Here is a 26,172-nt window from a genome sequence, read left to right as displayed (position 1 = left end):
TGGCAAGAGCAAGAGCTGCGCCACTTTTCGGCCTGGCGGCCGAAAGGGCCCACCGAGACGGAAGTCACCTCGTTGATTCAATGGAGACTTTTTTAGTCCGGCGCATCACGGCGCCGGAGCGGAATGCTGGGCTGCGTTTCACGCAAGCGAAATGCGCAACGATCACATGTCCACGGTCATCGACAGGAGATATGTGCGCGGTGCTGCCAGGAAGAACGTTCCGAACGAAGCCACGCTGGACCAGTAACTCTCACCGGTCACGTTCTGGATGTTTGCGCGGAAAACCGTCTTCTTGCCGTTGATCGCGGTGGTGTAGCGAGCGCCGAGGTCGAGCCGCGTCCACTCGGGAATCGGCTGCTTGTTCGCGGCGTCGACGAACTGCCTGCCCGTGTAGATCACGGCTCCATTCACGGTGAGCTCTCTCATCCACGGGAGGTCCCACTCCGCGCCGATATTGGCCTGTATGTTCGGAACGCCGATCGGCGTGTTGCCCACATTGGCCGCGACGGCGGTCTTGGTCAGGGTGCCGTCCAGCAGCGAAACGCCTCCGAGGATACGAACATCCGGCGTGAGCTCGCCGGAGACGTTGAATTCGAGCCCGCGGACTCGTTGCTCGCCTGTCGCCGCGAAGCGCCCGGCGGAGAGCTCGCCGCTCGCCTTCGATATCTCGAACGCGCTGAAGGTGGTTGCAATCCGGCCAAAATCCACCTTGATGCCGGCCTCGTACTGCTTGGCGACGTAAGGCTGCAGCACTTCGCCGAAATTGGACGCGTTCTGAGGAGCCACGTCGCCCCGGGCGAGACCTTCGACGTAGTTCGCGTACAGGGAAATATTGTCCACGGGCCGGACGACGAGGCCGACCACAGGGGTGACCGCGCTCTTGTCATAGGACGACGTCAGTGTCCCGACGTTGGAGAGGTAGTTGTGCGCCTCGATGCCCTGGCGCCGGACGCCCAAAGTCAACAGGACGCGCTCATCGAGCACGGACAAGGTGTCGGCAATCGAGAGCCCGGTAAGCTCGCTGTCCGAGAGCCGGGGACGGTCGCTGATCTCGTTCGCGAACTGCGTCGGCGCGACGGTCGGACTGTAGATGTTCGAGGTGACCAGACTGCCATTGGTGAGCCGCCGGTGCAGCGCGTCGTGATAGACCGAGGCCTGGAAGGCGACGGCATGGTGGACGAAGCCGGTATCGAAGCGGGCGCGAACACCGCCATCATATGTAGTTCGATCGATGCTGAGGCCGAAGTACTGGGGCGTTGAGGTCGTATTGCCGCTCGTGCTGACGATGGTCGGAAGACCGAAGAACCGCTCGACGTTGGTCTTGGAGCCGCCGACATCCGCGAACAGCGTGACCTGCTCGGTGAGATCGTACTCGGTCCGCAGCAAGGCGGACTGGTCGTTGATGCGCGACCATTCCCAGGGCTGGGTCACGTTCAGCTTGCCGTCCGGCGCCTTCGGCACCTGCAGGCCGGGAGCCATCAGAAAGGGACGTGACGGCGCGTCGAACCGATCGGTCTGGGCGATGAGATAGAGCCAGGACCTGAACCGTTCGCCTTGATAGTCGAGCGCCAGCGATCCGACACCTGTCGTCTCGGATTGGCGATTGATGGGCGTGTCGCCGCCGCGGACGCTTCCGCTGGCGCGTACGCCCCATTCCTTGCCATCGCCGTAGCGCCTCGCAACATCCCAGTGACCGCCGAAACGTGCGGTCGAGCCGTAGCTCGCGGTCAAGCGGGTCAAATCCTCTTCCGCGCGCTTGGGCACGACATTGATGACGCCGCCAACGCCGCCATTGGGCGCCATGCCCGAGAGCGCGGCCGAGGGACCCTTGAGCACTTCGATGCGCTCGACGTAGTCCGTGAAGATCCGATATGTCGGCGCGATTCCGTAAAGGCCCTCGAAGGCGAACTCACCGTTATTGCCTTCGTTGATCGGAAAGCCGCGTATGTTGAAGGAATCGACGATACCGCCGGCCGGATGGGAACTTCGCACGGAGGGATCGAGGATCAGGGCATCCGCACCCGTTGCCGCTTGCTGATCCCGAATGAGCTTGTCCGTGTAGCTCGTCACGCTGAACGGCGACTTCATGGTGTTGGTATTTCCGAGCATCCCCAGTCGCGCGCCTTGAGCGACCTGCCCGCCGGCAAATGGCGGGACGACAGCCGGTTGCGATTGCACTGCGACCGTCGGAGCTTGCGGGGCGCGCCGTGAGGTCGATCGGACCCGCGCATCGTTTCGCCTGGTTGGCGCACGGCGAACCGACTGTTGCGTCGGGGCTTCGACAGTCACGGGCGGAAGGGAATTACCGCCCTGGGACGTTTGGGATTGAGCAGGCGATTCGAACCACGTCAGCCATGCCACACCACCCAGCAGCGCCGCACCAAAGCGAGCTACCGTCTTATCCCCACCCGCACGTCGCATTCCAGAAAGTCCTTCATCAATAGCGCGCAGCCCGCCGTGAAGCGGCTTCCGCGTTTGGCCAGCAACGACCATGGATCGAAGAGCAGCTCTTCGTATCCGAGCTCGGCCGGCATGCATGGCCCGTCAATCAGTTGCTCTGCAGACGCGCACGCGCGTTTGCTGCCTTCGTCTTGGCGGCAACATCCGAACGTCAGCGATCTGCATCGCCTCTTTAAAAAGACGCCATCGTGACGGCAACGCAAATGCGTGCGCGCGACTTAGAATGCCTCGATCATCGCCAACCGGGAGGAGAATGTCTGGAACGATTCAAATGCGCTTTCGATGATTGCAGATCGGTGCGGTCAAAATGCCGCAGGAAGATTCGCCGGGAGTGCGGTCGTCAGGAATGCTTCGGCGCCATCACTTCGTTGCTGTGGCCTTTATTGCGACGACATCTGCCGCTGCGTGAGGTGCGCTCGATCTCAGCGAGATCATGATCCGGCTGATGATGGCCGCAATGCCGATAGGTCCGGGGGTCGCGACAGGACGGACGGGGCTGCTCAGATCGGCGGAAATTGCCGAGCGTTACGACATTCTGGTTGCGAGACGGGCGATGTTGAGCTGGTGGATCCGGCTGATGCCCTCATCTCATTCCTGCAGCGCCTCCTCGCGCCGCGCCCGGATCGTGGGCAGCATGATCAGGAGAATCGCGATGGCGGCCGCGGCCAGGAGGCTCGCCGAGAGCGGCGAGGTGAGCAGCACGGTGACGTCGCCGCGCGACAGTAACATGGCACGGCGGAAGTTCTCCTCGATGGCAGGGCCCAGAACCAGCCCCAGCAGCAGCGGCGCCGCCGGCAATTGCAGCTTGATCAGGACGTAGCCGAACACGCAGAACATCGCGGCCTCGTAGACCTCGAATGTTCCGCTGTTGATGGAATAGACGCCGATCGAACAGAACACCATGATCGCCGGAAACAGATATCGGTAAGGAATGGTGAGCAGCTTCACCCACAGCCCGACGAGCGGAAGATTGAGGATCAGCAGCATCAGATTGCCGACCCACATCGAGACGATGAGGCCCCAGAACAGGGTCGGGTTCTTCGTCATCACCTCCGGGCCCGGGTGGATGTTGTGGATGTTCATGGCGCCGACCATCAGGGCCATCACGACGTTGGAGGGAACGCCGAGCGTCAGCAGCGGAATGAACGAGGTCTGCGCGCCTGCGTTATTCGCCGATTCAGGCCCTGCAACGCCTTCGATGGCCCCTTTGCCGAACTGCTCGGGATGGCGCGACAGCTTCTTCTCGAGCGTATAGGACGCAAAGGACGAGAGCACCGCACCGCCGCCAGGCAGGACGCCCAGCAACGTGCCCAGCGCCGTACCGCGCAGCATCGCCGGCACCATGCGGCGGAAGTCGTCGCGGGTCGGAAACAGATTGGTGATCTTCTGGGTGACCAGCGACAGCTTGTCGTCCTGCTCGAGATTTTTGACGATCTCGGCAAAGCCGAAGATGCCCATCGCCAACGGCACGAAATCTAGACCGTCGAACAGCTGGGGAATGCCGAAGGCAAAGCGCTGGCTGCCGCTGTTCAGATCGGTGCCGACGAGGCTGAGGAGCATGCCGAGCACGACCATGCCGATGCCCTCGATGAACGGGCCGCTCGACAGCACCGAGGCGAGGATCAGCCCCAGGATCATGAGCGCGAAGAATTCCTTTGGGCCAAACAGCAGCGCCGTCGCGGTCAGCGGGCCTGCAAGGGCGGCCAGCGCGAGCGTGGCCACGCATCCGGCAAAAAACGAGCCGATGGCAGCGGTGGCGAGCGCGACGCCGGCGCGGCCCTGCTTCGCCATCTGGTAGCCATCGATCGTGGTCACGACAGAGGAGGACTCGCCGGGCAAATTGACGACGATGGCAGTGGTCGAGCCGCCGTACTGCGCGCCGTAATAGATTCCGGCGAGCATGATCAGCGCGGCGTCCGGCGGCAGTGCATAGGTGATCGGCAGCAACATCGCGATGGTTGCGAGCGGGCCGAGGCCGGGAAGCACGCCGATCAAGGTCCCGAGCAGACATCCGAAGAAGGCGTAGAGCAGGTTGGCGGGCTGGGCGGCGGTCGCAAAGCCGATCGCCAGATTGTGGACGAGATCCATCGATCGGCCCGTTCAGGTGAGAAGGGACGGCCAGACGGGCAGCTGCAACCCGAGACCGTAGACGAAGACGGCAAGACACAGCGCAATGAGCACCGCCGCATTCGCCAGCGCGCCCGTCCAGGTGAACTCGGAGCTGGCCCGGCTCGACACCATGATCAGCACGAACAAGGCGCCGACCAGACCGAGCGGAAACAGCAAGGCTGCGAACAGGACCACGGACCCGGTCACCCAGGCGAGCCCCTTGAAATCCCATTTGCGCAGCAGCTGCCGTTCCGCGGCGGGCTTCATGGCACTGAGAATCACGACGAGGCCGATGGCAGCGAGCACGATCGCGAGCAGGCGCGGGAAATAGCCCGGCCCCATTCGCGCGGCGGTGCCGGCGGGGTAGCCGAGCGCCGCCACGAAGAAGAAGATTGCAAAGGCGAGGAACAGGGTGCCGGACGCAAAGGCCCTGTGATTGCGGATCGTCAATCCCTTCATGCTCGCTCTCCCTCGCCCGGCCCTTCCCCGCTTGCGCCGGCCATCGACGAACGCTCATCGAGGGCTTCCATCAGAACCGGCATGCCGATGGCGCAGGCATGAACGCCTAGATGCGCGGTCATCTGGAGAACCTGAAGCATCTCCCGCTGGCCGATGCCGAGCCGCAGGGCCCGTTTGATCTGCACACGCAGCCCTTGCGGGTTGAGCGCTGTGAAGCAGGCGTTCAATGCGATCGAGATCAGACATTGCGACCGTTGGTCGAGGCCCTCCCCGGCCGCTCCGCCCGCGAGGAGATCGAACAAGCGGGCAAAATAGCCGGGATCGCGTCGCAGCCACTGCTCGCAGAAGTCAGGCCAATCGCCGAACCGCGCGACATAGGCATCCCGCAGCACCCTCTGCTCGTCCGAGAGCTCGCCTTGATCGACCTCCAGGCCCGCGCTTGCCAGTTCTTCCGCGAGAATGCCGACGCCGACGTTGCAGCCGTCGAGCCCCTGGGCCGTTGCGAGACGGAATACATCGACGATCTCCCGCGCCGACGCCCCCTCCTGAAGCGCGAGGCGGAGGTGCAGTGCGAGCCCTGAGCGGAACAGATGCGTCGCTGAGCCATCGAGCGCGACGTAGATCAGCTCCCGCATCTTGGGCGACAGCGGCCCCTTCTCCGCGGCGTAGCCCGCATACTTGCCGTAGGTCTGAAGAAATTCGGGATCGAGGCGCAGCAGGCCTTCCGTCCAGGGCCGCCAATAGCCGCGCGCCTTGATATAGGCCTCTTTCAGGACCTGCTGTTCCGGCGTCAGACTGGACATGGCGATCGCACCGTCAGGCAATGTTGGTCAGGGTGATCCCGCCGTCGACGGTGAGCACCTGTGCCGAGATGAATCCGCTGTCGTCGCCGGCGAGGAAACAGATCGCCTTGGCGATGTCGTCGACCGTGCCGAGCCGCCCCAGTGGCGTTCGTGCGATCCGGCGCGCATCGAGCTCGGCGTTGCGGTTGCGCATGGTTCCCTCGGTCGGGATCGCCGAGGGCGCCACCGCGTTGACGCGGATGTTGCGCTCTCCGAGCTCCGCCGCGGCTGCGCGTGTGATGCCCATGACGCCGGCCTTGATGCCGCTGTAGACGATGCTGTTCTTGGCCGACAGCAGACCGGCCACCGAAGCGACGTTGACGATCGCGCCGCCACGTTCGGCATCCATGACTTCCGCGGCCGCCTGGATACCCCACATCACCGACTTGAAGCCGATATTGAGCATGCGCTCGACGGTCTCCGGCGCGATGTCGGCGACCGACTGGTAGCGAACCCAGGCTGCGTTGTTGACGAGGATGTCGAACCGTCCCTGCCGCTCCGCCACTCCAAGCACCGCCTGCCGCATGCCGTCGCGACTGGACACGTCCTGCGTAACGGCCAACGCCTCGCCGCCGGAGGCCTTGATCGCATCGACCGTGCCGTTCACGAATTCCGGCTTCAGATCATTGACGCCGACAATCGCGCCGCGTGAGGCCAATTTGAGCGCAGTCGCACGGCCGATGCCGTTTCCGGCACCGGTGACGAGTGCAACGCGGCCCGCGAGCGTCTGATCCCTGGTCTCGGTCATGGTCATCTCCTTCATGCTCCTGCCTCAGTGAACGGAGCAACTTCCGATACGTAACGGCGGCCAAATGCGCTGATCAGGCCGCTGGCATCGCCCTGCGCTTGCAGCGTGCGGATCCGGCGCAAATGACGATGCACCGGAATGTCCCACGTGAAGCCCATACCGCCATGGATCTGCAGCGCGCCTTCGCTGATCGAGCTGCCATAGGTTGCCGCGGCCAGGAACGCCGCATCGCGCTGAACGGAACCACTCCCCTCGGACAGGCTTCGCGTGATCGCATGACGAATGCTCTCCAGCCCCAGCTTCTGTCGCGCCAGCGCATGACGAATGGCTTGATTGTAGGACAGAGCGTGACCGAACTGCCGGCGCGTCGACGCATGCTCCTGCGCCAGCGACAGGCAGGCCTCGGCAGATCCCAGGATGGCCGCGGCACGCAGTACGTTGGCGTCTGAGCTGAGCATATCCCACGTGTTCGCCGGCAGGATCGAATCGATGGGGATGCGGACCCTCTGGAGACGCACCGCGTGTTCCGGCACAGTCAGGTCGAGGCCTGCCGCGTCTTCCACCACAACGCCTTCGGCATCGATCGCAATCAATGCCGCAGCACCTTCGCCGATCCGGACCAACAGATAGTCGATCTTGTCCGCGCAGGGGGCTCGCGCAACCCAGCCGCTCAACACGACAGCTTCACCTTCCCGCTCGGCGACAGCCTCGCCCTGCCACGCGATGGACACCAACGTCTCGCCCGAGACGATCGCGGTGGCGAGATGCGGCAGCGACTGCTGGAGCAGGCGGCCGGCAAAGAGCGTCTCGAGCAGCGGAAAGCCGAGCAGTCCGGAATGGGCGGCCGCGATCACTGGCACCGCGAAGCCGAGCGGCAGGGCAAGTCCCCCGACCTCTTCGTCCGCGATGATGCCGAGCAGTCCGTCACCGGCGAGATTGCGCGCCTGCGCCCGCATCTCCTGCCCCGCACAGGCGACGACCGCACGCGTCGCGGTTGCGGCGAATTCGGCGGGCTGCAGTCCTTCACCGGCCACGATCATCACTTGCCTCGCGAGAGCTGGAGGATCCGATCGGCGATGATGCCGAGCTGTATCTCGGTCGTGCCGGCGTAGATCGTTTCTGCGCGGGCCTGCAGATAGATCGCCTCGAACCGCCGCCGCGCCACCTTGATCGCCGCGAGCTGCGGCAACATGGCCTGCTGGAGCAGCTCCAGGGCGAGCGCGGCAAAGCGCTGATGCGATTCGCTCCAATAGAGCTTCGCAAGGCTGCCCCGCGCGCCGATCTTGTCACCGTTGACGAGCGCCTCGACGGCGGTCTCGACATGCGCTTTCAGCACCTCGATCTCGACCGCGACCTCGCCGAGCCTGACGGCGTAGTGATGATCGTCGACCAACTGCGACAGCGCGGCGTCCGCCTTGCAGGCCGAAATCAGATGGCGCAGCTCGTTCTCGAAGCGCCAGGCGCGATACATGCGGTTGGTGGCGCGCTCGATCTCCAGCACGCGGATCGCCGCGGCCCAGCCCTCGTCGGGCGCGCCGATCGCATCGGTCTGGGCCACCTCGACCTCGTCGAAGAACACCTCGCAGAAGCTTTCGCGGCCATCGATCGACTTGATGGTCCGCACCCGCACGCCCTTCGCATCGAGCGGCACCGCGAACATCGCAAGGCCACGATGGCGGTCCTCCAGCGGTCCGGTGCGGGCGAGCACGAGACAGCGTTGAGCCCGGTATGCGCCGCTGGTCCAGATCTTCTGGCCGGTGATGCGCCAGGCGTCACCGTCCCGGGTGGCGCGGGTGCGGAGCCCTGCCAGGTCGGAGCCGGCTTCGGGCTCGGAAAAACCCTGACACCAGATGTTGCGCATGTCGAGGATCGCAGGCAGGAAACGCTGCTTCTGCTCTTCGGTCCCAACCCCGAGAATGATGGGACCAGCAAGCTCCTTGCCGATCGAGTTGACGCTTTCGGGCATCGCGAGCGCACCGATCTCCTGATTGGCGATTAGGTGCTCTCGCAAGGAGCGGCCGTGCCCACCATAGGCCTGCGGCCAGGTGATGCCCGTCAGCCCGGCGCGGTACATCGCCGCCTCCCAGGCAATGGACTGCTGAAGTGTGGGCGATGCGAATGCAGCGCTGTCGCTGCGGAAACTGGCGGGCAGATTGCCATGCAGCCAGCGACGCATCGCGCCGCGATAGGCTTCACCCGTCAGGTTCTCCACCGCGACGGCTTGCATCGATACCGCTTCAACCACGCTCATCGCACGCTTCCTGCTTTCGTCATATCTGCCGACATGTCCTGCCCGGCCGCCAGTCCTTCACTGCGACTTGAGAAGATCGCAGGCGCTCTCCGATGCCGGCCGCCACGCATCCTCGGGCGCGATCGTGCCCGTGATGTCGTAATAGTCGTAGGTGTATTTGGATTCCGCCGGAGCCTTGATGCGCGCGACATAGAGCGGTCGCATGACCTGGCCGTCAGCCCTGATGCTGACATTCTTCATTTCGAAATCGTTGATCGGCGTGTTCTTCATTTGCCGCATCACGGCGTCGCCGTCGTCGGAACTGGCGGCAGCGACCGCCTTCAGATAATGCGTGATGGCGCTGTAGGTGGCGGCCTTGCCCTCGTTGAGAAGCTGACCATTCGTCGCCTCGGCATAGCGCTTGGCAAAGGCCCGGCTCTCCGGCGTCATGTCCCAGTAGAACGGCGTTGTCAGCCGCACGTTCTGAAGATCCTTGAGACCAATTCCATGCGTCTGGCTGATCATGAGGCCGAGAGGAACAAGCAGCTGCGATTTGGTCAGCCCGAACTCCTGCGCCTGCTTGATCGCATTGGCGAAGTCCGCGCCCGAATTGGCGAGCGCAATCGCCTTGGCGCCGCTGGCCTGTGCCGTCAGCAGGAACGAGGAGAGATCCGACGAGTTGAGCGGATGCAGCACCGAGCCCACCACCTTGCCGCCGCCCGCTTCGATGAACTTGGTCGCATCCGCCTGCCAGGCCTTGCCGAAGGCATAATCCACCGTCAGGAAAAACCAGCTATCGATCCCCTGCGCGAGCAGGGCTTTCACGGTGGCCTTCGGCTGGGCATAGGTATCAACCACCCATTGCGTGGTCATCGGCGAGCATTTGTCGTTGGTGAAGAACGAGCCCGCGGTGCCGGCCAGAAGATAAGGCTTCTTGCGGTTCTTCATGATATCCTGCACAGCCAGCGCGATCGACGACGCCGAGCAGCCGACAATGGCGTCGACACCTTCGTTGTCGACCCAGCGCAGCGCGATGGCGACGCCGATATCGGGCTTGTTCTGGTCGTCAGCGATCACGAGCTCGATCTTCTTGCCATTGACCGTTCCGCCAAAGTCGCCAACCGCGAGCTTAGCCGCGGCGACCGAGCCGAGGCCGCAATTGTCGGCATAGGGGCCGTTCTGGTCGTTCATGATGCCGATCTTGACGACGTCGCCGGAGATGCCCTGTGCGGACAGCGGCGCATTCGTGAGCAGCAAGGCAATCATGCCGAGCGCAGTGATCGTCGATCTCTTCACCGTTTCCTCCTGCTTTGACGCGCTTCCTCTGGACCGGCTTCTGCCGGTTCTCTTCGTTTAGATTCAGTGTGGGACCGGCCGCTCTCCGTGCGGGATCAGCAGCGCATCGAGCGCCACGGCCCCCTCGCCCTCCGCCCGTAGCAGCAGCGGGTTGACGTCGATCTCGGCGATCTCATCGACATGCGCGGCGGCAAAACGCGACAACGCGGCAACGGCCGAGGCCGCAGCTGCGAGGTCGGCCCGCGGCCGGCCGCGCGCGCCGTCGAGCACCGCGAACGCCTTGAGCGATTTCAGCATGGCCATGGCCTGCGTCTCGCTGACCGGCGCCATCTCTACGGCGGAGTCCTGGAGGATCTCTGCGAAGATGCCGCCGAGGCCGACCATCACCACCGGGCCGAAGACGGGATCGATGCGGCTGCCCAGGATGAGCTCGGCGACGCCCTTGGCCATTGGCGCTACGATCACACCATCAATCGTTGCATGCGGCGCCCTGGTGGCGACGCGGTCACGCATCTGGGCGTAGGCTCGCCGGACCTCGGCCTCCGAGCCCAGGCCTACGACCACACCACCGGCCTCGGTCTTGTGCGGCAGATCGGGCGAGGCAATCTTGAGCACCACGGGATAGCCGATCTCGCTGGCGGCACGCGCCGCCGCATCGACATCCTGCACGAGACGCTCGGCAAGGACTGGAACGCCGGCCTCGGCCAGCGCGCGCTTGGCTCCGAGCTCGTGGCGGAAGGCATCGGTCGGGAGCGGCCCCGCCAGCGCGACGGCCGCGGGCGCGTCCTGCGGACGCTTCGACACCGCCTGCAATCGCACCAGCGCGGCGATGGTTGCGCAGCAGCCGTCGAAACTTTCCACCGTCGGAAAGCCCAGTGCGTGCAGCTCGGTCAGCGCATCCTCCGGACCGTCGACGCACAGGATGACGGGACGGTGTGGAAATTGCGTGCGGATGTTGCGCAGCGTGTCCATATAGATGGATCGCAGGCGCGGCAGGTGCAGCGAGAACGGCAGCGGCAGGATCACCGCATCAGCGCTCTCGTCCGCCACGACGGCGGACATGATCTTCTCCAGAAGATCCGGACGGCTCGACATCTGCGCCGTGGCGTCGACCGGGTTGCGGGCCGATGCGAACGGCACCAGCTCAAGAATCTGCCGCTGCGTCTCCTGTCGGAGTTCCGGCAGGGTCAGCCCGACCGCTTGTGCCGCATCCGCCAGCAGCACGCCGAAGCCGCCCGACGCGGTGAGGATCGCGATGCCCGGCCCCTTCGGCAGCCGATCCGGCAGCAGGATCGATGCGGCGTGGCCGAGATCGATGAGCTCGTCGATGCTGCGGACGCGCACCGCGCCGCAACGGGCAAACAGTGCGTCGAATACGGCGTCCGATCCGGCCATTGCTCCGGTGTGCGAAGCCGCGGCAGCCTGCCCAGCCGCCGACGTCCCGATCTTCATCCCGATGACCGGCTTGCCGGCATCACGCGCCTCTTCCAGCGCCGAGATCAGGCGGCCGGCGTCACGGCAGGCTTCGAGGCAGCACAGGATGACTTTGGTGGCGGGATCACGCGCCATCCAGGCGATGCCGTCGGCGATGTCGATGTCGCACTCGTTGCCCGTCGTGACGAAGCGGCTGACGCCGACACCGCGCTCGCTGGCGAGCCGCATGGTGTAGCTGCCGAGATTGCCGCTCTGCGACACGATTCCGAGCGAGCCGGCAACCGGCATGCTGTGCTCGAGCACGATCGAAAACGTCGCGATGCTCTTCTCGGCGATGCTGACCGCGCCGAGGCAGTTCGGCCCCAGCAGGCGCATGCCGCCATTGCGCGCGGCGACGCGCAGCCGCTCCTGCATCGCGCGACCCTGCTCGCCGAGCTCGGCAAAACCGGACGAGAACACGACGACGCTGCGGACGCCACGCGCGGCGCACTGCTCCACGGCCTCGCCCGCGCGCTCCGCGTCAACCGCGATGATGGCGAGATCCGGCGCCTCCGGCACCTCGGCAACGGAAGCATAGGCCTTCAGGCCCTGCACCATCGCGGCCTTCGGGTTGACCGGATAGATGCGGCCTGCGTAGCCGTGGCGACGCAACAGATCGACCGGCCGGCCACCGATCTTGGTCGCCTCTTGCGAGGCGCCAATGATCGCGATCGAACGCGGCGACATCAGCGCGTCGAGACCTTCTCCCGGCCGCATCTCAGCGCCCCTTGAACACCGGTGCGCGCTTCTCCAGGAACGCCATCCGCGCTTCCTTGGCGTCTTCCGTCTTCGACAGCGCCATGGTGATGTTCTGCTCGAAGCGATAAGCGTCGCGCGGCGGCATCAGCTCGACCATGTTCGCCGCGTTCTTGGCGTATTCCATCGCGATCGGGCTCTTGGACGCGATCTCCCGGGCGAGCTTCATCACTTCGGGGATCAGGTTTTCCCTGGTCGTGCAGGCCTCAATGATGCCGAGGCGGTAAAGCTCGGCGGCCGGCACGCGATAGCCGGTGAAGAACATGCGGCGCATCAGCGAGCGGCCGAACAAGGTGTTCAGCATGGCCGCACCGCCGGCGAGCCCCACATTGATCTCGGGCATGCCGAACACGGCCTCTTCGCTGGCGTAGAAGATGTCGCAGGAGGCCATCAGGCCAACGCCGGCCCCCAGCGCAACGCCGTTGATGGCCGCAATGACGGGCTTTGAGCATTCGCGGATGCAATTGCCGGTCTCGCGCGTGATCCGGTTGTGGCTGTGGAACGCACCGATCTTGGTCGGATCCGGACGATCCTTCAAATCCGCGCCGCTGCAGAACACCTTTCCGGCTCCGGTCAGGATTGCGACCCTGACGTCGCTGCGCTCGGAAATCTCGTCGAACACCGCGACGATGCGGTCGCGCATCGCGCGATCGAGCGCATTCACGGGAGGCCTATTCAGCGTCACCAGCGCGATGTGGTCGGACACTTCGAGGGTGACGATATCTCCTGACATGGCTTCCTCCTGGGCTTCTGCTTGCCTGGTTTGTCTTGCTTGTTATCGCCTGACCGATCGGTCAGCTTTTTGCGGTGATAGCACCGAACGTCGCAGCTGGCAATATCCTGCCGATGTCCTATTGACCGACCGATCGGTCAGCCGATAGATTCACATGCAATCAAAGAACGACTTGAGGAGGACTCGCATGCCCAGGATCAGCCGACGCCAGGCGGCAACTCTGATCGCCGGCGCCCTCGCCGCTCCGCTTGCCGCACCTGGCATCGTGAGAGCGCGCTCCTCTCAGACGGTTTTCATCATTGTGCCTTATGCGCCCGGCGGCTCCATCGACAGCCTGATGCGCTCGATCGCGAAGGCGATGGCGGAAAGCCTGGACCAACCGGTTCTGGTCGACAACAAGCCCGGTGCCAACGGCATCGTCGGATCGCAATATGTGGCGCGCGCGCCGAAGGATGGATCGGTCCTCTTGGCCGGCGGCACCGGCCCGATTTCGCTGAACGTGCTGCTGCGCAAGAACCTGCCCTACAAGCTCGCGGATTTCGCCTCCGTCGCCATGCTCTGCAACGGCCCGCTGTCGCTGACCGTCAACGCGCGGACGCCCGTCGCCGACGTGAAGAGCTTCGTCGCCTATGCGAAAGGGCGCGACAAGCCCCTGTTCTACGCTACCCTCGGTCCGGGCAGCGTCACTCATCTGTTCGGAATCATGATGAGCAAGTCGATGGGATTTGCCGTCACCGACGTCGCCTATCGCAACAATCCGGCCTCCATCATGGAAACGCTGTCGGGAGAATGCGACCTCAATTTCGCAACGCCCGCCGCAGTCATCGAGCACGCGCGCAGCGGTCAGCTTCGCATCCTCGGGGTCTCCTCGGACAAGCGCATGGCGAGTTTCCCGGAGATCCCCACCTTGGCCGAATCCGGCTATCCCGACCTGACGGCATCATTCTGGACCGCACTGCACGCGCCTGCGGGCACGCCGCGCGATGCGATCGCGCGGCTGAACGCGGCGTCGTCGCCGCGATGCAGAAGCCCGAGATCGCAAAACAGCTCGAGACCGACGGCTTGATGGTCGATACCGGCGCACCGGACCGGCTCGACGCGCAGCTGACCAAGGATGCCGCGCTCTGGGGACCGGTGATCAAGGCGCAGAACATCGTGTTGGAATGAGGCCCGGCCACCAGCCGCCGCTCAGCGCGATTTGCGCCGGCCTGTCTTGAGCGGCTCCTTGGGCGGCACCGCTCCGGGAAGCTCGACCAGCTCGCCGCTTCGCAGCCCGTTGAAGATCATGTCGAAGAAGATCTCCGCGATCTGCTCCGGGGTCGCGGACTTGTTGGGGTTGTACCAGCGATGCATCCAATTGAGCGAGGAAAGGATCAGCCGCCCGGTCATGGGAACGTCGACCTTGCGGATTTCGCCGGCATCGATGGCTTCCTGGATCAGGCCGCGGAGAAAATTCTCGAAACGGTCGCGGCGCGTCAGCCGCTCCTTGTGCCTGTGGCGATCGGGATCGTTCCAGAAGGCGGTCGTGGAGGCGATCCAGGCCCAACGATAGCGCCGGAAGTATTCGGCCGTGGCGACCATGAACGCGCGGATCTTCTGCGAGGGCGCCCCGTCGGGAATGCGATCGCGCACGAACAGATAGAGCTCGAGCGTCGAGCCGACCGCCACGCGCGCGTAGATCTCGTCCTTGTTGGCGAAATGGTGGTAGAGCAGCGACTTGGAGATGCCGCAGGCGAGCGCGATATCGCGCATCGACGTTCCCTCGAATCCCTTGCTGGCGAACAGCCGCCCGGCTTCGGCAAGAATCTGCAGCACGCGGTCGGAGGCCTCCGCCTGGTTCGCAACGCCGTCCTTCATCGTTGACAGTTCAGTCATGAAGCCTGCAATCCATTCGGCGGCCCGGCGCCAACCAGAGAACCCTGGAATGAAACTAGTTTTTCACAGACCGATCGGTCAAGCCCGGCGACCCCTTCGAGAGGAACCATGAGCGCAATCCGGATTATGCGCATCGGCGCGACAAAGGACCAACTCGGCGAGAGCCCGGTATGGGATGAGCGCCGCAAGCGCTTCTTCTGGATCGACGCGCTGGCCGGATTGATCCGCATGCGCGATCCCGCCACCGGGCTGGCGGACGCGTTCAGCGTGCCTGCGCCGATCGGTTCGATGGCCCTGCGAGACGATGGCGGCGCGGTGCTGGCCATGCGCCACGGATTTGCCGGTTACGATTTCGACAAGCGCACACTGATCGAGGGACCGTCGATCGGGCTGGACCACCCGAAGCTGCGGCTGAATGACGGAAAGGCCGATCCCCATGGTCGCTTCCTGGCAGGCACGATGCACAGTGACCGCGCCCAGGATGAGACGCCGCTGGGCGGTCTCTACCGGCTGGACGCAACAGGCGCGGTGGAGCTGCTGGAGACCGACCTTGCCGTGAGCAACGGACCGTGCTTCAGCCCGGACGGCCGGACATTCTATCTCGCCGACAGCGCAAGACGGATGATCTGGGCCTACGACTACAGGGCGGAGGGTCCCCTCGCGAACAAGCGCGTCTTCGTCGAGACGGAGGCGCAGCAGTCGGGTTGCGACGGTGGAACGATCGACTCGGAAGGCTACCTTTGGTCCGTCCTCGTGCGCATCGGCAAGATCGCGCGGTTTGCACCTGACGGGACGATGGTGCGGACGATCGACATGCCGATCCGTCACCCGACCAGCCTCACCTTCGGCGGACCCGATCTCGACGTCCTCTACGTGACATCGATCTCGCGCAGCCACGCGCTCGCCGACGATCACCCGGATGCCGGCGGCCTGTTCGCGGTCGAAGGCCTCGGCGTGCGCGGACTGCCGGCGCACAGGTTTGCTTCGGGCTAAGCGCGACCTCGATTACTGCGATCGCTTGACCTGCTTCGGTACGTTCTCCGCCATGTAGTCCACGAACACCCTGATCTTCTCCGGCAGATAGCTGCTTTGGAGAAACGTCGCGTAAATGCCTTCATCGAAGGTGGAGTTCGTCACCCGGAAGCCCGGCAGCAGGCGGATCAGACGCCCGCTCTTCAACTCCTCCGCCACGGTGTAGTCGTCCAGCAGGGCAATGCCGTGCCCGGAAACGGCGTGATCGCACAGCACCACGCCGTTGTTGCTACTGAGGGACGAAGGCACGACGATCTCGCGCAGCCGGTTCTTGCGCATGAACTTCCAGACCACGTCGTCAGGACCCATCCAGTAGGTCAGGCAATTATGGCGGGTGATGTCCTCCGGTTCGCGCAATTTCGGCATGCGGCCGATATAGTCCGGTGAAGCCACGAGAATCCGCTCGCTCCTCAGCAGCCTTCGCTGCATGAGGCCCGCGTCCTTCGCCGCCTGGATCTGGAAGTCGACGTCGAATTCATCTTCGCGAAGCTGGGGACGCCGCTCGGACAGACGCAGCTCCACCTTCAGCTCCGGATAGAGCTTCTGAAAGCCCGGTATCAGGGGCGAAAGCACCTTGATGCCGAACAGCGTCCGCGAGTGCACCCGCAGGGTTCCACGCGGCGCAGTCTGAAGCGCAAGCGCCGCGGCTTCGGCATCTTCGATGCCGTGCAGCACCTGCTCGGTGCGCTGGAAGAAGATCTTGCCGGCATCGGTCAATCCGAGATGGCGCGTGCTGCGGTTCAGCAGCTGCACGCCGAGCTGCGCCTCGAGCTCGCCCACGTAGCGCGACACCGACGCCGGCGAGAGCCCGACGCGGCGCCCGGCCGCGGAAAAGCTGCCCTCACGGACGGCGCTGACGAACAATTCCATGGCCTGAAGGCGATTCATTCGATCTTTTCAGATTTTGCAAAAGACATGCTCAGATTACGTCAATTGTTCGAAAAAGCTCAAGCCCCTAGCTTGCTGAGAACGCGTCGCAAAAGCGACGAGCGGCCGCAAGCGCGGCCGAGAAGCAATCCGGTGGAGGACGCAATCGATGGAATTCGGCGTATTCATTCTGGCGCAGCAGCGCGGCTATCATCAAAGCTCGCAGCAGGTCATCAACAACGCTGTCGAGCAGACGGTTACCGCCGAGCACGCCGGTTTCGACACGGCGTGGTACGCCGAGCATCATTTCAACAATTACAGCCTCTGCCCCTCGCCGCTGATGATGGTCGCGCATTGCGCCGGCCTGACCAGGCGCATCCGCCTCGGCACTGCGGTCTGCGTGCTGCCACTGTACAATCCGGCGCGACTGCTCGGCGAGATCGGCTTTGCCGACACCGTCTCGAACGGCCGCCTCGATCTCGGCATCGGCTCGGGCTACCAGAAATTCGAGTTCGATCGCTTCGGAGTCGATCTCGACCATTCGCACGCGCTGTTCGCCGAATTCTACGACGTGCTCGAGGCCGGCATGCGCGAGCGCATCTTCTCCTATGACGGCGAGCACCTGAAGATGCCGCCGACCGCGATCGCCGTGCGCACCGTGCAGAAACCGATGCCGCCAATCTGGGTCACGTCCGGCCATGGCGAGACCCTCGGCCGCGCCATCCGTGACAACCACAATCTGTTCGTCACTGCGCTGCTCAACGGCCTCGACGCCATCAAGGCGCTGCGCGAACGTCTCGAGGGGATCGCGGCTAAGGAAGGCCGTTCCATCGACGACACGCATTTCGGCTTCCTGCGCTGCGCCTATGCCAGCGACAATGACAGTGAGATCCAGTCCTATCTGGACAATGCGCGCTTCCAGCGCCGGCTCTCCGAAAGCCTGAAATTCCGACGCGCCCAGAGCGACGACGGCTATCTGATCAAGGAAGAAGCCGGCCCGAACGATATGAGCCTGGAAACGATGCGCAGCAACCTGCCGGTCGGCAGCGTCAACCAGGTGATCGACCGTATGCTGGAAGAGATCAGCATTCTCAAGCCGTCCCATATCGCGCTTCAGACCCAGCTCGGCGATTTCGATCAGCGCACGATGCTGCGCCAGATCGAATTGTGGGGCAGCAGGATCATCCCCGCGATCCGGAAAGAGCTGAAATCCGCCCCTGCCGGTCGCGGCACGATCGCGGGCGACGCGGTTTCGGCATAGCGCGGCGCCAGGGCGAGCCCGGAGGTACGTCATGGGATGCCAGATCTCGCAAATGACCGATGTCCGCTCAGTCGAAGCTGCCGAATTCCGCCTGGCCATGCGCAACCTCGCGAGCGGCGTGGCGATCGTGGCGACAGGAACAGGGACCGCACGGCGCGGGCTGACGGTCAGCTCCGTCACCTCGCTGTGCATGGAGCCGCCCTGTCTGCTCGTCGGCGTCAATGCGAGCTCCGAAACGCATGCCGCCATCCTCGCCAATGGCTGCTTTGGCATCAGCCTCCTCGGCAGCGGACAGGAAAATCTGGCGCTGCGTTTCGCCGGCGGCGCCAAGGGCATTGACCGCTTCGCGACGGCGCCATGGGTACAAGGCGTCCTCGACGTGCCGCTGCTCGAACCGGCGATCGGCGTCCTGGAATGCGTGCTGCATCATCACCAGATGGTCGGCACGCATGGTCTCCTCATCGGCAGGATCGTGGCGACGCGCGGCGGGGACGGCGACCCTCTCGTCAATTTTCAGGGCGCACTGCGGGCCTTGCCTCAGGCATAGGCGGCTCGGGCGGTGCCAAATCGGCATCGTCGCCCGAGGGCCAGAACACGGGAGCGGCATCGTGATCATCGAATGCTTCGACGGCGGAATTGTCCGGCTCACCGAGCCGTTCGACTTCCGCAACTTCAAGCTGGCGCTGCATGCCGACGCGAATTCCGAAACGCAGGGCTGGAAAGGGATCACGCTTCTCGACGATCGTGATGCGCTTGTCTCGATCGATCTGGTCCCTACGCTGGCGGGCCGCCCTGATGACGCAAGCTGGGATCGGCGCTATGCGGAGATGGTAGCCAAGGCGCGCCAGCATGGCTGGATCGATGCCGAGCGACAGGCGATCCGGGCTCATATCGAACGAGCGCGGTAAGGCTGGCAGTTTGATGCAGCGGGCAGACCCGATGGCACTGACCGCCACCGGCAGAACATCCCGAAGAGCTCTCGCTCAGCGACGGCTTCCGTCGGCATTGGTTCCGGCTTCACACGCAGGCCTGGCGCGATCTCAATCGCGCTTGAGCCCGGTCGACCTGACGATGGGAGCCAGGCGGACCAGTTCGTCCTCGACCAGGCGCTGAAACTTGTCAGGACCCGAATCGATGTCCGGCTCCAGACCTTGTGAGCGATAGCTTTCCTGTAAGTGAGGATCGGCCATCGCCGTGCGGGTCGCCGCTGCGATCCGCTCCACGATCGTATCCGGGGTCGCTCTTGGAGCGAACAAGCCAAACCAGCCGGCGTATTTGAGGCCCGGCATGCCGGACTCAGCCACCGTCGGAATCTCCGGCGCGCCGCTCAGCCGCTGTTCGCTCGTCACGGCGATCAGCCGCAGCTTGCCCGCAAGGTGCAACTGCAGGATCTGACTCGATACCACGGCAATGACGGCAGAGATCTGGCCGCTGACCAGGTCGTTGGTGGCGGGGCTCATGCCCCGATAGGGGATGTGGACGACGTCCGCTGCGAGGCCGGATTGCAGCCTGAACATTTCCCCGACGAGATGATTGCCGGTGCCGACGCCTGGAGTGCCGTAGGAGAGCTTGCCCGGGTGAGCCTTCGCAAAGGCTATCAATTCCTGCAGATCTTTCACCGGCAAGGAGGGATGAACCGCGAATGCGAGCGTGCTGCTAATCAGGCGATAGATGGCGCGGAAATCACGAACCGTGTCGTAGGCGGGTTGCGGCGACGATAACGGAATCATCACCTGCGTGCTGCCATTACCGAGCAAAATCGAATAGCCATCGGGGGCGCTCTGCGCCACCGCGGCGGATCCAATCGCACCGCCGGCGCCGCCGATATTCTCGACATAGATCGGCCCCAGCAGCGAGCCCATCCTGTCCGCCCAGGGACGTCCGATCTGATCACCAGCGGCGCCAGCCGTATAGGGAATGACCAGCTTGATGGGACGGGAGGGATAATCGTCGGCGACAGCGCAGCCGGGCCATGCTGCCAGCGCCGTGATCCGCGCCGCCATATCGAACAGCTCTCGCCGTGAAAGGGGGGACATCTTCCGCATATTCCGAACTGAGCTGGTCATCATACACGAATGAGGGACCTTGGAAATCCGTGCAGGACGATCGCTGCCGCGCTTGGCGCAAGCGCACATTCACGACCACCACCGGCGTCAACGACGAGGTTTCGTTGGGGCAGGTGAACTTCAGCTGCCCGGAGCCTTGTCTGGCATCAGGCCGCCTCTGCACAATCTCATCCTGAGACCAAGCCCAAACGGCTCTGGAATTTAAGAATTTGGTAACGATACGAACGTGGTTGAGCGCGTTAATGCAAATCGCACGCCGCCGGTGTCTTGCCCGTAACGGCCTGCTATAAGGCGTAGCCACGGCTCGATCGACTTCGCGAATTATCCGGTTTCACTGATTGCGCATGAACAAGCTTAGCAACACGTTCGACATCGTCATCGAGCAGGCGTTCGACTTTCTGTCTCCGGAATATGCCGAGCTGTTTGATCGCTCGGCTGCCACTGCGTTCCAGCATCCGATCTGGCTGCACAGCCTCTACACCAGGCTCGCGTCGGATGCGGGTGCGACACCTCTGGTCGTCGTGGTCCGCCACCGCGCGACGGGCGCCCTTGCGATGGTGCTGCCCTTGCTCCGGATCCGGCGCGGTCCGATCCGAACCGTCGAGTTCGCCGACCTCCGTGTCTCCGATTATCTGGCGCCAATTTGCAGCCCGAAATTGTTTTCACAACTGCTCGACGACGCCGAAGCATGCGCGGAGATCCGGCGCCTCGTTCGTCCTTTCGATCTGCTCCGGATGACCAAGCTGCCCGACGGGCGGCTTCCGATCGAGAACCTCCTGGCTACGTCCCGCCGCGTATCGATGGACACCAATGCCTACGCGACGGTGCTCGTCGCGCCGTTCGAGCAATGGCGGGCCAGTGCGATCGATCGCTCCTATCAGAAGGAGCTTGCAAAGAAATATCGTCAGCTCCAGAAAAAAGGCGCACTGAGCTTCTCATGCTGCAATGACAGCGCCTCCGTGCTCGAAGCGCTGGATGTGATGAGGAAGTTTCGCGGTCCGCGCTTTCAGGCGCAAGGCGACGGAGATCTGCTCCAGCGTCCCGAATATTTCGGCTTCTATTCCGACGTGGCCCTTCGTGGTCTCGGCTCCTTTGTGCGTCTCTATGCCATGAAGATGGACGGCGAAGTGATCGCCGCCGTGCTCGGCCTCTGCCATCAGGGCAGTTTCCTCATCATCATGAGCGCCTTCGACATTGCCGGGTACAAGAGCCAGTCGCTCGGCGCGCTGATGTTCGAGCAGGTCGCGCGGGATTGTATCGAGCGCGGCGATCAGATGCTCGATTTCACCATTGGTGACGAGCCATACAAGAAACTGTTCGGCGGACAGCCCTCGCCGATGTGGGCGATCACGAAAGCAGGCAGCACCGCAGGTGCCATCGCCCTGTTCGCGCTGAAGCAGGCTCCCTGGCTCAAACTGGCGGCCAAGCGGCTGTCGGATTTGCGGCTCCTGCCCGCCCGCACTCCAACGCCCACGCGCTGAAAAACGGCAGGCGAAGGGCTACGGAGCTCAGGCGCGCAACGCCCCGCGAACACGCCCGAGCCAGCCGGGATGCATTTGATCGACGCGGTGCGCCAGGCTGCGCCGCAGGAAGTGCAACCGGCGCCGGACATCCCAGCCGATATCGTTGCGGGATGTCAGGGCCTGGCGGAAGCGCGCCATCTTCAGGGACTGCTGGTCCGCCGCGATCTTGTCGCGATCGGAATAGAACTGCGGGATCTTGTCCAGGCCCATGCCTGGGGTCGCGAGCCACTTCGGAGCATATTCGGTGCACAGACGATCGACGTCCACCAGCAGGCGCGCGACGCCCGTGCCGGCGGCGGGACAATTGGTCTGGAACGCATCGCCGATGAGCACGATGCCGGGCTGGAGATGTCCCTCGACCACGGTCAGATCCATCACCCAGTTCTGGACACGGTCAGTGACGCGGAAATCGCCGAGATAGGGCCGCAATCCCGGCAGCAGACGCAGAACTGTCGCTTCCGGCTCACGACGCAGCTCGCGCATGATCGGATCGGTCGGGTCGCGGAACATGAAAAGATTGGCCCGCATGCCGGCGCGTACCGGAAACAGGCTGAGATAGTCGATGCCGTCGGCGGTGCGCTCGCCATAGCAGGTCAGCGCCTCGAAATCGAACGGCGCGCCATCGCGGCGGGCGATCGTGAAGCCGAACGAAACCGAATGGCGTTCGGCCAGAATCTGCCGTTTGATACCGAGTTTATAACCGAGAGCCGCCGCCATGCCCGTGGCCAGAACGACGAGACGCGCAGTCACGCGCCGTCCGGAGGCCAGCTCGAGGTGCTGGACGTCGTCGCTGCAGCTGATCGCGGTGACCTCGTCGACGATCAGATCGGATGGATCGGGGATCCGGCTGCGCGCCATCGCAACGAGGTCGGCATAGGGAAATCCGTAGGCCTGGCCGACGCTGACATCGACCACCTTGCCTTCCCGGATATTGAGCACCTGATCATATCGACAAGCGACATTTTCGAGCGCATCGAGGAAGCCCAGCTTGCGGAGCATCGCCAATTGATGGCCACCGATCTTTTCGACCCGGAACTCATCCGGATGGACTGCCCGCTTGTCGATCAGGGCGATGCGATGCCCTGCCCGCGCCAGCACGGCCGCCGCAAGCGATCCTGCGAGGCCGCCGCCGACGATCGCGATATCCGCAACGATCGTCGAAGTGCCAGCCGCGCCGATCGGCTCGGTCACAGTTCTATCCGCCGTCATGATCCAGGCTCCCACGGTCAACCAAAGCCGCACGTGCAATTCTCCGGCCTGATGTCGCATCGCAGGACCAAACGCGATCATTTCTCGGTATCGAGGTTAATGAAGCAGAGAGCCGGGCTACCCAGACGATAACCGGCACGCCTCTTGCTCGGGATTCTCGGTAAATTCCGGCTTCCGGCAGTTCTGCGGCCGATCCCGGCGAGCCATTCCGCATTCAAGCGCCTGATCTCGCCTTTATCGGCCGTCGATGCGGCACTATGCCGTCAGTCGGCCTGAGCTCGGCGCTGCTCTATTTGGGACAACGGGGACGGCGATGTTCCACAGTGGAGCAACCGGCATCATCGCGGTATCGAGTCGCGGGCGATATCCTGGACGCCCGCATTAACACTCGCTGTTTTTCGGCATGCTAGGTTGTCACCGATATCGGAACATGTTTTTCAGAGGAGAGCAGCCCCTTAAACTCTCATGATTAAATCCATCCTCCAGCTCATGCGGCGCGATGTCACGCGCGGTGTCGTCGGTACCATCCTGCTCAAGGTTGGTAGCGGCGCGCTCGCGTTTGCTTTGTTTTCGCTGGCCGCGCGAACGATGTCGCCCGACGGCTTCGGTATCTTTGCGACCTGGCTTTCGGTTGCCCAGATCGCCGCCGTCGTGGGACTGGTCGGCCAGGAATCGTTGCTGGTGCGGTTCCTGAACGAGTATCAGGTCGGCGACAGGCCGGACCTCACCAAAGGTGTTCTCCTGTCGAGCTTCAAGATTACCTCGGTCGCAATGCTGATTGTGATCATCGGGATCGCCATCGCGGCGGACATGAGAGGCGACGGGTGGCTGCTCATACTTGCGGTGTCGGCCTATACGGCCGCGACTGCCGGAGTGATGCTTGGCAGCCAGATCGCACGCTCCCTGGTCAGCATTCTCACGGGCGAAGGAAATCGCGAGTTCTTCTGGCGAGTCATCGTCGTCCTGTTTCTGCTCGCCATGCTGCTCGGTCATCGGCAACTCGATCCCGCCGAGTTGATGGCGGTGATGACACTTGCCATATCGGTGGGCCTGGTTGCACAGATCGTCTCGATCGCGCGCGTGCTGCCGGATTTGCGCGGTACGCCGGCGCGCTCCGAAACGTCCCGCTGGCGCTCGAGCGCCCTGCACTTCTGGCTTGCATCCATCCTTGAAGCCGCAAACCAGTATTTCGACGTCATTCTGGTGTACTGGATGCTGGATCCGGTGACTGCCGGTATCTACTTTGCCGCATCGCGCCTTGCCAACATCTTCGCCATGCTGTCGGCAGCGCTATACACGTTCGGAGCCCGCCGGCTTCCCTCGCTGTATTTCAGCAAGAACCACCGGGAGTTCGAGCGAACCTTGCAGCTGATGGCGGAGGTGACCGCGCTATGCGTGATCGCCGGGCTGGCAACGATCTGGATCGGCGGCCCCTATCTCCTCAACCTGTTCGGACCTCATTTCACCGCGCAGCACTCGGTCTTGATCGTGCTCGCAATCGGGACGGCCATCCAGGCCGCAGGCGGCCCGTCTGCTGCGATCCTGCAACTGACCGGCCATGAACGAATCTACGTTCCCGTCGTTGCCGCCAATGTCGCGCTGCGGCTCGTGGGATTTCTCATCCTCATTCCCTGGCTCGGTGTGCTTGGCGCCGCGATTTCGGCGACCGTATCGCTGGCGCTCGCGACCATTGCCCTGAACGTCCTCTGCCGCCGCCGAACAGGGGTGGATCCTTCGATCCTCGTGCTGCTGCGCTTCTCCGCCTTGAAGCGCGGCAATTATGCAGTGCGCGGCGCCGACTCCAGCGACTAGGCCTCAATCACGCCCTCCGCCGGCAGTTCGCGATCACGCGCTGGTAGCGCTCGGGATCGATTGGTTAACGCGCTCGCTGCGCAGCATCCCGGAACCCGTGAAATGCCTGCGGGAGCGATGTCGGCGGCCAGGCCTGGCATTAACTCCGTTTGTTGCTAGTCGGTGTCCGCGCGATGCCCGCATGATAGGTACGGAGTTAAGAAGGTGAAGATTTCGTTTCTTTAGCGGGTCGGGATCGGTGCTCCACTATCAGCCGAACAAGGAATTGGGCGAGACGACCGCGACGGCACCCGCGCGGTCGAACGGCGGCGGACGAAAGCTGCACGTGCTTCTCGCGCAGACCCAAGCCGAGAACGCCGGTGCGCAGGAGATCTCCAGGCTTCTCGGCGCCGGGCTGACCGCGCGCGGCTACCGCGTCACCAATCTATTTTTCTTCCGCAAATCGGATTCCTTCGACGAGCCGCCCGATACGCTCTATTGCGCACCGAGCCGACCCGGCAATCCGGTGGCACTGCTGCGGATGCTGTGGACGCTCGGCCGCCATATCAGCACCATCAGGCCCGACGCCGTCCTGACCTTCCAGCATTTCGGCAACGTCATCGGCGGCGGCGTGACGCGCCTCGTCAGCCGCGCACCTGTCATCGCCAATCAGGTGTCATCCGCATTGTCGATGAGCTGGCCGGTCCGCACCGCCGACATCGCCATGGGCAGCCTCGGCTTCTTCGATCGCATCACGCTCAATTCGCAAGACATGGAGCGCGAATATTCGCGCTACCCCGCGGCCTACCGGTCGCGCATGGTGCATGTCCCGCACGGCTTCGATGACAAGGCCCTGATCCTGTCGAAGGAAGCCGCACGACAAAAACTCAGCCTGCCGCCGGATCGTGTATTGCTCGGCTGCGCAGCGAGGCTGCATCCGCACAAGCGTCTCGACCTGGCGATACGTCTGCTGCCGGATCAACCGTCCTGGCACCTCGCGCTCGCCGGCCAGGGAGCCGACGAGGCTCGGCTGAAGCTGCTCGCGAGTGAATTGAAGGTGTCAGACAGGCTGCATTTGCTGGGGGAAATCCCGCCCAGCCGGATGGCGGAGTTTCTCGCCTGCCTCGACGTGTTCGTATTCCCGACACAGGCCGAGACCTTCGGTCTGGCCGCGGTCGAAGCTGCGAACGCAGGTGTTCCCTCCGTCGTCAACGATCTTCCCGTCTTGCGCGAAGTGTTGTCCTACGAAGGAAAGCCGACTGCGCTCTTCGTCGACGCCTCCGATCACGCGAAGCTCTCTGCAGCCGTCTCCGGGCTGTTGACGGACCAACATTTGAGCGACCAACTGCGACAAAACGCCAAAGGCCTGCGGCTGCGCTATTCGGTAGATGCCATGGTGGAGGAATACGTTCGAATTCTCGGCCAGGTCACTTGACCTGATA

The 26,172-nt window shown here is 63.7% G+C and carries 23 protein-coding genes; 8 read left to right on the top strand and 15 right to left on the bottom strand.

All coding sequences use genetic code 11. The annotated features are described in order from the left end of the window. Nucleotides 1–162: 162 nt before the first annotated feature. The 11 genes from A3AS_RS0102530 to A3AS_RS0102485 form a co-directional block, all read right to left on the bottom strand. Nucleotides 163–2,109 carry a TonB-dependent siderophore receptor gene (locus A3AS_RS0102530; protein WP_084674780.1) on the bottom strand — a complete coding sequence of 649 codons (1,947 nt, stop codon included), beginning with the start codon at nt 2,107–2,109 and terminating at the stop codon, nt 163–165. Between the two features lie 281 nt (nt 2,110–2,390). Continuing rightward, nucleotides 2,391–2,534, bottom strand: a complete 144-nt coding sequence (locus tag A3AS_RS48770; protein ID WP_157644191.1) for a hypothetical protein — start codon at nt 2,532–2,534, stop codon at nt 2,391–2,393. Nucleotides 2,535–3,048: 514 nt separating this feature from the next. After that, nucleotides 3,049–4,548: a tripartite tricarboxylate transporter permease gene (locus A3AS_RS0102525; protein ID WP_018316037.1), complete on the bottom strand. Its 1,500-nt coding sequence runs from the start codon at nt 4,546–4,548 to the stop codon at nt 3,049–3,051. Nucleotides 4,549–4,560: 12 nt separating this feature from the next. Beyond that, nucleotides 4,561–5,028: a tripartite tricarboxylate transporter TctB family protein gene (locus A3AS_RS0102520; RefSeq protein ID WP_018316036.1), complete on the bottom strand. Its 468-nt coding sequence runs from the start codon at nt 5,026–5,028 to the stop codon at nt 4,561–4,563. Further along, complete coding sequence (locus tag A3AS_RS0102515) at nt 5,025–5,831, bottom strand: carboxymuconolactone decarboxylase family protein (protein ID WP_018316035.1); 807 nt, start codon at nt 5,829–5,831, stop codon at nt 5,025–5,027. The genes A3AS_RS0102520 and A3AS_RS0102515 overlap by 4 nt, the downstream gene beginning before the upstream one ends. Nucleotides 5,832–5,844: 13 nt before the next feature. After that, complete coding sequence (locus tag A3AS_RS0102510) at nt 5,845–6,618, bottom strand: SDR family NAD(P)-dependent oxidoreductase (protein ID WP_026201585.1); 774 nt, start codon at nt 6,616–6,618, stop codon at nt 5,845–5,847. Nucleotides 6,619–6,629: 11 nt separating this feature from the next. Further along, a complete protein-coding gene (locus tag A3AS_RS0102505; RefSeq protein WP_245283129.1) occupies nt 6,630–7,574 on the bottom strand; it encodes an acyl-CoA dehydrogenase family protein in 945 nt (314 codons plus the stop codon). Nucleotides 7,575–7,657: 83 nt separating this feature from the next. Continuing rightward, nucleotides 7,658–8,869 (bottom strand): acyl-CoA dehydrogenase, encoded by a 1,212-nt coding sequence (locus tag A3AS_RS0102500; protein ID WP_018316032.1) that lies wholly within the window; start codon nt 8,867–8,869, stop codon nt 7,658–7,660. 57 nt (nt 8,870–8,926) lie between these two features. Continuing rightward, nucleotides 8,927–10,144: an ABC transporter substrate-binding protein gene (locus A3AS_RS0102495; RefSeq protein WP_026201584.1), complete on the bottom strand. Its 1,218-nt coding sequence runs from the start codon at nt 10,142–10,144 to the stop codon at nt 8,927–8,929. Between the two features lie 63 nt (nt 10,145–10,207). After that, nucleotides 10,208–12,334 (bottom strand): acetate--CoA ligase family protein, encoded by a 2,127-nt coding sequence (locus A3AS_RS0102490; protein WP_018316029.1) that lies wholly within the window; start codon nt 12,332–12,334, stop codon nt 10,208–10,210. A gap of 1 nt (nt 12,335) precedes the next feature. Then, a complete protein-coding gene (locus A3AS_RS0102485; protein WP_020508601.1) occupies nt 12,336–13,106 on the bottom strand; it encodes an enoyl-CoA hydratase/isomerase family protein in 771 nt (256 codons plus the stop codon). Between the two features lie 187 nt (nt 13,107–13,293). Between A3AS_RS0102485 and A3AS_RS0102480 the strand changes: the two genes are divergently transcribed. After that, complete coding sequence (locus A3AS_RS0102480; RefSeq protein WP_245283128.1) at nt 13,294–14,172, top strand: tripartite tricarboxylate transporter substrate binding protein; 879 nt, start codon at nt 13,294–13,296, stop codon at nt 14,170–14,172. Nucleotides 14,173–14,294: 122 nt separating this feature from the next. Here the strand turns inward: A3AS_RS0102480 and A3AS_RS0102475 are convergent, their stop codons facing one another. Next, complete coding sequence (locus A3AS_RS0102475; protein ID WP_026201583.1) at nt 14,295–14,981, bottom strand: TetR/AcrR family transcriptional regulator; 687 nt, start codon at nt 14,979–14,981, stop codon at nt 14,295–14,297. 108 nt (nt 14,982–15,089) lie between these two features. Between A3AS_RS0102475 and A3AS_RS0102470 the strand changes: the two genes are divergently transcribed. After that, on the top strand, nt 15,090–15,974 hold the full coding sequence (locus tag A3AS_RS0102470; protein ID WP_018316025.1) for an SMP-30/gluconolactonase/LRE family protein: 885 nt from the start codon (nt 15,090–15,092) through the stop codon (nt 15,972–15,974). 12 nt (nt 15,975–15,986) lie between these two features. On the opposite strand, the gene A3AS_RS0102465 is transcribed toward A3AS_RS0102470, so the two are convergent. Continuing rightward, on the bottom strand, nt 15,987–16,901 hold the full coding sequence (locus tag A3AS_RS0102465; protein ID WP_018316024.1) for a LysR family transcriptional regulator: 915 nt from the start codon (nt 16,899–16,901) through the stop codon (nt 15,987–15,989). A gap of 148 nt (nt 16,902–17,049) precedes the next feature. Between A3AS_RS0102465 and A3AS_RS0102460 the strand changes: the two genes are divergently transcribed. The 3 genes from A3AS_RS0102460 (at nt 17,050) to A3AS_RS0102450 (ending at nt 19,049) form a co-directional block, all read left to right on the top strand. Next, on the top strand, nt 17,050–18,141 hold the full coding sequence (locus A3AS_RS0102460) for an LLM class flavin-dependent oxidoreductase (RefSeq protein ID WP_018316023.1): 1,092 nt from the start codon (nt 17,050–17,052) through the stop codon (nt 18,139–18,141). A gap of 52 nt (nt 18,142–18,193) precedes the next feature. Beyond that, the gene (locus tag A3AS_RS0102455; protein ID WP_018316022.1) at nt 18,194–18,688 is read left to right on the top strand and encodes a flavin reductase family protein; all 495 of its coding nucleotides are present in this window, start codon (nt 18,194–18,196) and stop codon (nt 18,686–18,688) included. 61 nt (nt 18,689–18,749) lie between these two features. Further along, nucleotides 18,750–19,049: a hypothetical protein gene (locus A3AS_RS0102450; protein ID WP_018316021.1), complete on the top strand. Its 300-nt coding sequence runs from the start codon at nt 18,750–18,752 to the stop codon at nt 19,047–19,049. A gap of 132 nt (nt 19,050–19,181) precedes the next feature. Here the strand turns inward: A3AS_RS0102450 and A3AS_RS0102445 are convergent, their stop codons facing one another. Beyond that, nucleotides 19,182–20,177: a tripartite tricarboxylate transporter substrate binding protein gene (locus tag A3AS_RS0102445; protein WP_026201582.1), complete on the bottom strand. Its 996-nt coding sequence runs from the start codon at nt 20,175–20,177 to the stop codon at nt 19,182–19,184. Nucleotides 20,178–20,551: 374 nt separating this feature from the next. Between A3AS_RS0102445 and A3AS_RS0102440 the strand changes: the two genes are divergently transcribed. After that, nucleotides 20,552–21,688 (top strand): GNAT family N-acetyltransferase, encoded by a 1,137-nt coding sequence (locus tag A3AS_RS0102440; protein WP_018316019.1) that lies wholly within the window; start codon nt 20,552–20,554, stop codon nt 21,686–21,688. 27 nt (nt 21,689–21,715) lie between these two features. On the opposite strand, the gene A3AS_RS0102435 is transcribed toward A3AS_RS0102440, so the two are convergent. Further along, entirely contained in the window at nt 21,716–22,939 is a 1,224-nt protein-coding gene (locus tag A3AS_RS0102435) for an NAD(P)/FAD-dependent oxidoreductase (RefSeq protein WP_026201581.1), read from the bottom strand. 465 nt (nt 22,940–23,404) lie between these two features. Here A3AS_RS0102435 and A3AS_RS0102430 point away from each other — a divergent pair, with 465 nt between their 5' ends. Both A3AS_RS0102430 and A3AS_RS0102425 read left to right on the top strand, forming a co-directional pair. After that, entirely contained in the window at nt 23,405–24,751 is a 1,347-nt protein-coding gene (locus A3AS_RS0102430) for a lipopolysaccharide biosynthesis protein (RefSeq protein WP_026201580.1), read from the top strand. Nucleotides 24,752–24,989: 238 nt separating this feature from the next. Further along, on the top strand, nt 24,990–26,165 hold the full coding sequence (locus tag A3AS_RS0102425) for a glycosyltransferase family 4 protein (protein ID WP_018316017.1): 1,176 nt from the start codon (nt 24,990–24,992) through the stop codon (nt 26,163–26,165). Nucleotides 26,166–26,172 lie beyond the last annotated feature (7 nt).

The organism is Bradyrhizobium sp. WSM2793 (assembly GCF_000379585.1).
In the GTDB taxonomy this organism is placed as follows: Bacteria; Pseudomonadota; Alphaproteobacteria; order Rhizobiales; family Xanthobacteraceae; genus Bradyrhizobium.
The sequence above is the reverse complement of the archived record's forward strand: the minus strand, read 5'-3'. Positions and strand labels throughout refer to the sequence as shown.